8 protein-coding genes are annotated in these 7,391 nt (G+C 65.9%); 7 read left to right on the top strand and 1 reads right to left on the bottom strand.

The genetic code is table 11. The annotated features are described in order from the left end of the window. The 7 genes from VF497_RS00145 to accD all read left to right on the top strand — a co-directional run. Window positions 1-890 (top strand): FimV/HubP family polar landmark protein (locus tag VF497_RS00145; RefSeq protein WP_330885028.1); only part of this gene is annotated, 890 nt, incomplete at its 5' end. A gap of 100 nt (window positions 891-990) precedes the next feature. Next, window positions 991-1,776 (top strand): tRNA pseudouridine(38-40) synthase TruA, encoded by a 786-nt coding sequence (truA, locus tag VF497_RS00140; RefSeq protein ID WP_330885025.1) that lies wholly within the window; start codon window positions 991-993, stop codon window positions 1,774-1,776. Next, window positions 1,773-2,420, top strand: a complete 648-nt coding sequence (locus VF497_RS00135; RefSeq protein WP_330885023.1) for a phosphoribosylanthranilate isomerase — start codon at window positions 1,773-1,775, stop codon at window positions 2,418-2,420. Before truA ends, VF497_RS00135 begins: the two co-directional genes overlap by 4 nt. Window positions 2,421-2,501: 81 nt before the next feature. Next, the gene (locus tag VF497_RS00130; RefSeq protein WP_330885021.1) at window positions 2,502-3,398 is read left to right on the top strand and encodes an SGNH/GDSL hydrolase family protein; all 897 of its coding nucleotides are present in this window, start codon (window positions 2,502-2,504) and stop codon (window positions 3,396-3,398) included. A gap of 307 nt (window positions 3,399-3,705) precedes the next feature. Continuing rightward, window positions 3,706-4,947, top strand: a complete 1,242-nt coding sequence (gene trpB / locus VF497_RS00125) for a tryptophan synthase subunit beta (RefSeq protein ID WP_330885019.1) — start codon at window positions 3,706-3,708, stop codon at window positions 4,945-4,947. Next, a complete protein-coding gene (gene trpA, locus VF497_RS00120; RefSeq protein WP_330885017.1) occupies window positions 4,944-5,765 on the top strand; it encodes a tryptophan synthase subunit alpha in 822 nt (273 codons plus the stop codon). Before trpB ends, trpA begins: the two co-directional genes overlap by 4 nt. A gap of 181 nt (window positions 5,766-5,946) precedes the next feature. Continuing rightward, window positions 5,947-6,813 (top strand): acetyl-CoA carboxylase, carboxyltransferase subunit beta, encoded by an 867-nt coding sequence (gene accD, locus VF497_RS00115; protein WP_330885030.1) that lies wholly within the window; start codon window positions 5,947-5,949, stop codon window positions 6,811-6,813. A gap of 44 nt (window positions 6,814-6,857) precedes the next feature. On the opposite strand, the gene VF497_RS00110 is transcribed toward accD, so the two are convergent. Then, window positions 6,858-7,391, bottom strand: a 534-nt coding sequence (locus tag VF497_RS00110) for a carboxyl transferase domain-containing protein (RefSeq protein ID WP_330885015.1), incomplete at its 5' end; no start/stop codon positions are given.

Genomic DNA, 7,391 nt, shown 5'->3' with positions numbered 1-7,391 from the left:
CGACGAAGCCGTGGTACGCCGACTACACCGACAATCCGTACGTGTTGTATGGCGGCACCGGCGGCATCCTGCTGCTGATCGCGGGCTGGCTGATGACGCGCGCATCGGGTGGGAAAAAGCCCAACCCGCGGCCGCTGCCTGCCGCCGGCGCCGTTGCCGCCGCGGAAGCGACCGACGCGGATCCGCATGCCGATCTGGAGCGGGAAGCCGAGAGCTACTACGAAGGCGGCTCGGCTGCCGCCGCCGTGGGATCGACCCACGCCGATCACGAGACAGGCGAAGAGGACGAAATGGAGCTGCTGCGCAGCCATTTCGATCACGGCGACAGTGACCGCTTCGTCGCCCTCGCGCACAGCCTGCGCGAGAAATTCCCCGAGGACTCGGCCGAGTGGCGTGAAGTCTCCGATCTCGGCCGGCAGTTGCTGCCGGGCAGCCCGCTGTTCGCCGCGTCCGCGCTTGCGGCGCATGACGGTCACGATGCGGATGATTTCTTCTTCCGCGACGAGGCCACGCATGCCGGAGAAACAGTGGCGGAGAACGAGCATGACGCGCAGATCCATTCCATGCTCGACAACGACAAGCCGCTTGCGTTCGAGTCGCGCGACATGGCCGCCAGCGACTCACGCGACCTGCCCGACCTCGAGTTCGAACAGACATTCCACAAGGAGGTTGACGCCGTGACGGAATCACCGATCGAGGACGATCAGGCCGGCGCCGGCCGCCAGTCCTTCCTCGACGAGGACACGATCGGTACGCGCCTCGACCTCGCTCGCGCCTATCTCGACATGGGCGATCCGGAAGGCGCGCGTTCGATGCTCGACGAAGTGCTCGCCGAGGGCAGCGACACGCAGAAGGAAGAAGCGCGCAAGCTGCTTGCCGAATTGAGCTGATTTCCGAAGAAACGTTCTCGACGATCCGCCGGCGTCCGCGCTGGCAGCGGAAAGCGCGCTGCTACAATCAGCGCGCTTTTTCGTTTCCGCGGGATTGATTTTGCGCATCGCACTCGGCATCGAATACGACGGCACCGATTTCCACGGCTGGCAGCGGCTGAGCCATGGTCCCAGCGTGCAGGCTGCGGTCGAGGCGGCGTTGTCGAGGGTCGCGGACGCGGCGGTCGAAGTCACCTGCGCCGGGCGCACCGACGCCGGCGTGCACGCGTCCTGTCAGGTCGTGCATTTCGACACGAACTCCGAGCGCAGCCCGCGCGGCTGGACGCTCGGCACGAGTTCCAACCTGCCGGCGAGCGTCGCCGTGCTCTGGGCGCAGCCGATCGGCGAGGATTTCCACGCACGCTTTTCCGCGCTCGCGCGGCGCTATCGCTACACGATCCTCAATCGTCCCGTGCGCGCTGCATTGGCGGCGCGCCATGTCGCCTGGGAGCGCGTGCCGCTCGACGCGGGAGCGATGCATGCGGCGGCGCAGGCCCTGCTCGGCGAGAACGATTTCAGCGCGTTCCGCACGATTGCCTGCCAGGCGCGCACGCCGATGCGCTGCGTGCACGAGATTTCCGTGCGACGCGAGGACGATCGCGTCATCGTCGAGATCCAGGCCAACGCGTTCCTGCACCACATGGTGCGCAACATCGTCGGCAGCCTGCTGCCGGTGGGGCGTGGCGAAAAGAAACCCGAATGGATCGCGCAGTTGCTGGCCGGCCGCGACCGCGCCGTCGCCGGGCCGACGGCGGTCGCACAGGGCCTAACGTTCCTGCGTCCGTACTATCCTGCAGAATATGGCTTGCCGGCCGAGCTGGCCTGGCCGGCGAAGGAGGCGCGATGAAGGTGCAAACTCCGAACCTGCGCACGCGGATCAAATTCTGCGGCCTGACGCGTGTCGAGGACGTGCACGCCGCGATCGCGCTCGGCGTCGACGCGATCGGTGTCGTGATGACCGAAAAGAGCAAGCGCTATGCCGGCATCGAGCGAGCGATCGAGATCCGCATGACGCTGCCGCCTTTCGTTGACCTTGTCGCGCTGTTCATGGACGACATGCCCGGCTTCATCGCCGAGGCGGTCGCCGCGCTGCAGCCCGACCTGTTGCAATTCCACGGCGGCGAGACGGCGGAGGAGTGCGTGCGCTATCGCATGCCCTACCTGAAGGCGGTCGCGATGGGTGGAGGCGTCGATCCAATTGCGGTGGTGCATGCGCACCCGGCGGCAGCGGGATTCCTCCTCGACGGCCACGCCGCGGGCGAGCAGGGCGGCAGCGGCAAGACGTTCGACTGGTCGGCCGTGGTCGGCGCCTTCACCAAGCCCGTCATACTTGCCGGTGGTCTGACTGCGCAAAACGTTGGCGCCGCGATCCGTGCCGCGCGGCCGTATGCGGTCGACGTGTCCAGCGGTATCGAATCGGCCGTCGGAGTCAAGGATGCGCAGGCAATGCGCGCTTTCGTCGATGCGGTGCGCATGGCCGACGCGGCCTGAACCGTCGCGACGGCGTAAGCGCATAGGATGGTGTAGGCTATATCTGGCTCTCGAACCGACTCAAGAATGAGGGGAACTCCGATGAGGTCCTTCATGAAATCTTCGGCGCGCCATTGGGTGGCCATGGCGCTGGCGGTGGCCGCGATGGCGGCGCGGGCCGAAATTTACACCTTGGGCGACAGCTTGTCGGACGCCGGCTCACTTGGCATCACCTATACGGATCCTGCCAGCGTCGGCCCGCTGGTGGCAGGTCGAATCTGGATACAGAACCTGACGTGGAGCACGCCGGCGTTCTGTGCCAAACGCAGCAAATGCGCGTGGAGCCCGAACACCTATTACTACCGTGACGGCAACAACTACGCCGTAGGCGGTGCCGGCGTGATGTTCGATTCGACGGACGCTCGCACCCCCAATACCTTCACCAGCCTCGGATCGCAGGTCGCGTCCTTGATCGGCAGCGGCAAGCTCAAGGAAGGTGACGCGGTAACGGTCCTGATGGGGGCCAACGACATCCTCGCCGCCGCCGCCAAGCCGGACAACAGCCAGACCGTCGTTGCCCATGCGGCGGCGTCATTCGTCCAGTACGTGACTGCGTTGGCTGCGCAACCGACACAGCCGCACGTCTATGTCTTCACGATTCCCGATCTGGGGCAGACACCCATTGGGCGCGGCGCGGCCGACGGCGGCGCGTTGCTGTCAAAATTGACGCAGGTCTTCAACGACAAGATCACCACCGGTCTCGGCGCTACGCCGGGCGTCGCCTTCATCAACAGCAGCACGATCTTCGACGAGCTGTCGCAGCAGCTGCCGGGCTATCCCATCTACTGCGCCAAAGTCATCGACCCGACGCATGCCTGCGGCAGTTCGACCAATCCGGCCCTGCCGAGCCCGGTCAGCCTGCTGTTTGCCGACCCGATGCATCCCAGTCAGGCGGCTCACGCGCTGATCGCGGACTGGGTCAGGGACGTCATCAAATAGCGATGGACCGAGCGCGCTCGAGTGCCGCGAAGGCAGCAAACGCCGTCGAGATCCGCGTACAGCGCACAAACGCGCGAGATTGTGTAGGCTATAGCCTGCCATGAGGAACCTTTCGCGCCTATTGCCTTGTCCGCCGTTCGGCCGCTCGCTGCGACGCTGGCGCCGCGTGCCTGCGGCCGCGGTCAGGTAACAGGGTCAGCGCGGCGCGCCATCGCGCGCGTGGGCCGAATCCGGCCCGATCACGAATTGAAGTTGCCGCTGCCGCACTAATCTTGCGGTTGCGGCGCCAACCGATTTGGAGAATCCCATGCTGGCAAAACCCTTCGATACGGCCGCAGCTGCGGCGTCGATCGACTATTCGAACTATCCCGACGAACACGGCCGCTTCGGCGACTACGGCGGCCTGTATGTCGCCGAAACGCTGATGGAACCACTGGCGGAACTGCGCGACGCCTATCTGCGCCTGCGCAAGGATCCCGAATTCATCGCCGAGCTCGACCGCGACCTCACCCATTATGTCGGCCGACCCAGTCCGATCTACCACGCCGGGCACCTGTCGCAGAAAATCGGCGGCGCGCAGATCCTGTTCAAGCGCGAGGACCTGAATCACACCGGCGCGCACAAGATCAACAACACCGTCGGCCAGGCGCTCGTCGCCAAGCGTATGGGCAAGCGCCGCATCATCGCCGAAACCGGCGCGGGCCAGCACGGCGTCGCGAGCGCGACCGTCGCGACGCGCCTCGGCCTCGAATGCGTGGTCTACATGGGCGCGGTCGACATCGAGCGGCAGAAGATAAATGTATACCGCATGAAGCTGCTCGGCGCCGAAGTCGTGCCGGTGACCTCGGGGTCGAAGACGCTGAAGGATGCGCTCAACGAGGCAATGCGCGACTGGGTGACCAATGTCGCCGACACGTTCTACATCATCGGTACGGTCACCGGCCCGCATCCGTATCCGATGATGGTGCGCGATTTCAACGCGATCGTCGGCCGCGAGGCGCGCGCGCAGATGCTCGAACAGTACGGCCGCCTGCCCGACGTGATCACCGCCTGCGTCGGTGGCGGCTCGAACGCGATTGGCCTGTTCCACGCCTTCCTCAATGATCGCGAGGTCAGAATCGTCGGTGCCGAGGCCGCCGGTGACGGCATCGAAACCGGGCGCCATGCCGCCTCGCTCGCCGCCGGTCGTCCTGGCGTGCTGCACGGCAACCGCACCTATGTCATCTGCGACGACGACGGCCAGATCACCGAGACGCATTCGATCTCGGCCGGCCTCGACTACCCGGGCGTCGGCCCCGAGCATGCCTGGCTGAAAGACACGGGCCGCGCAAGCTATGTCGGCGTGACCGACGAGGAAGCGCTGGCCGCTTTCCACGAACTCGCGCGCAGCGAAGGCATCCTCGCCGCGCTCGAATCGAGCCATGCGGTTGCGCAGGGCATCAAGCTTGCGCGCGAATTGCCGAAGGACAAACTCGTGCTCGTGAATCTGTCCGGGCGCGGCGACAAGGACGTGCATACAATCGCCGCGCGGGAGGGCATTTCGCTGTGAATCGCATCGACAAGCGTTTTGCCGAACTCAAGTCCGCCGGCCGCACCGGCCTGATTCCTTTCATCACTGCGGGCGATCCTTCGCCCGATTCCGTCGTCGCGCTGATGCACGCACTGGTCGAGGCAGGCGCCGACGCGATCGAACTCGGCGTACCGTTCTCCGATCCGATGGCCGACGGCCCGGTGATCCAGCATGCAAGCGAACGTGCGCTCGCCAACGGCGTCGGCTTGGCGAAGATTCTCGGCTGGGTTGGCGAATTTCGCGAGAAGGATAAAAGTACACCCGTCGTACTGATGGGTTATCTCAACCCGATCGAAATCCATGGCTATGCGAAGTTCGCGAGCGAAGCGGTCGCTGCGGGCGTCGATGGCGTGCTGCTCGTCGATTGCCCGCTCGAGGAGTCGGCGACGATCAAGTCGCTGGCGGATGCGGGCCTGCATCGCATCTTCCTCGCCGCACCGACGACGCACGACGCGCGCCTCGCCGCGTTGACCCGGGAAGCGAGTGGATTTTTATACTATGTCTCGTTTGCCGGCGTGACCGGCGCGAACCGGCTCGATCTCGCGCCCGTGCGCGCACGCGTCGCGGCGATCAAGGCGCTGGCGCCGGCGTTGCCGGTTGCGGTTGGGTTCGGCGTGCGCGATGCCGCATCGGCGGTCGCGATCGCCGAGTTCGCCGACGCGGTCGTCATCGGCAGCGCGCTCGTCGAGCGGCTCGCGAACTCTTCGCCCGCCGCCGCGGTCACAGATGCGGCGCGGGATTTCCTCGCGCCGATCCGTCAGGCGCTCGATGCGCGTCCGGCACGCCATGCCGCGTAAGCCGAGCCGCGAAGGTGTCCCGGAGCCGCAACAGCCGGTAGAATCGCCCGTTTCCAATTCGGCACGGTCCGATTCGGTCGCGTCCGGGCCGGCGCCGGCGATCGTTCCTACGGAGCGGGCGCTGCCCGAACGCATCGTCACCGCGGTGCCCGACGCCGAACTTTTCGACAACGAGAACGACATGAGCTGGCTTACCAAACTGATGCCTTCGCGCATCCGCACCGAAGGCGGCGCGAACAAGGGCAAGGTGCCCGAAGGCCTGTGGGAAAAATGCGAGGGCTGCGGTGCCGTGCTCTACGGCCCCGAGCTTGAGCGCAACCTGCAGGTCTGCCCGAAGTGCGGTCATCACCATCCGATCGCCGCGCGCAAGCGCCTCGGCGCGCTGTTCGACGAGAACACGGGCGAGGAATTGTTCACCTCGCTCGAGCCGGTCGACGCGCTCAAGTTCAAGGACTCGAAGACCTACAAGGCGCGCATCGCCGCCGCGCAGAAGAACACCGGCGAGAAGGACGCGATGATCGCGATGCAGGGCAGGCTCAAGACGCAGCCGCTGATCGCGGTCGCGTTCGAATTCGCCTACATGGGCGGTTCGATGGGTTCGGTCGTCGGCGAGAAGTTCACGCTTGCCGCCGAGCGCGCGCTCGAACAGCGCATGCCGTTCGTCTGCTTCTCGGCGACCGGCGGCGCGCGCATGCAGGAAGGCCTGTTCTCGCTGATGCAGATGGCCAAGACCTCGGCCGCGATCGCGCGCCTGCGCGGCGCGGGCGTGCCGTTCATCTCGGTGCTGACCGACCCGACCACGGGCGGCGTTTCCGCCAGCCTCGGCATGCTCGGCGACATCAATATCGGCGAACCGAAGGCGCTGATCGGCTTCGCCGGCCCGCGCGTGATCGAGCAGACCGTGCGCGAGACCTTACCCGAAGGCTTTCAGCGTTCGGAATTCCTCGTCGAGCACGGCGCGCTCGACCTGATTGTCGATCGGCGCGAGATGCGCGATCGCATTGCCACACTCACCGCGTTGTTGATGCGGCAGCCGCGGGCGGCCTGATCCTGTTGGTCGTTCCGGCATTCGCCGGAATGACGAGTGGAGCGTCACGCCGCGCGCAGCGCACCGTATTTGCGCAGGCGCTTGTAGCGCCGATCGAGCAACGCTGTCGAGTCCACTTTTTCAAGCTCTTCGAGCTGATTGAGCAACACGGCCTTCAAGCGAATCGCCATGTTGCGCGGATCGCGATGCGCGCCACCGAGCGGCTCGCGCAGCACCTTGTCGATCAGGCCGAGTTCGAGCAGGCGCGGGGCGGTGAGGCCGAGCGCTTCGGCGGCATCGCGGGCCTTGTCGGCGCTCTTCCACAGGATCGAGGCGCAGCCTTCGGGCGAGATCACCGAGTAGGTCGAATACTGCAGCATGTTGGTCACGTCGCCGACGCCGATCGCGAGCGCGCCGCCTGAGCCGCCTTCGCCGATCACGGTGCAGACGATCGGCACCTTCAATTCCGACATCTCGAGCAGGTTGCGCGCGATCGCCTCGCTCTGGCCGCGCTCTTCGGCGCCGACGCCCGGATACGCACCCGGCGTGTCGATGAAGGTCAGGATCGGCAGCTTGAAGCGCTGAGCGAGCTGCATCAG

The sequence above is a fragment of the Rudaea sp. genome, from assembly GCF_036383415.1.
In the GTDB taxonomy this organism is placed as follows: domain Bacteria; phylum Pseudomonadota; class Gammaproteobacteria; order Xanthomonadales; family Rhodanobacteraceae; genus Rudaea.
Note: the sequence above shows the minus strand (reverse complement) of the source record. Positions and strands in the feature narration are given on the sequence as shown.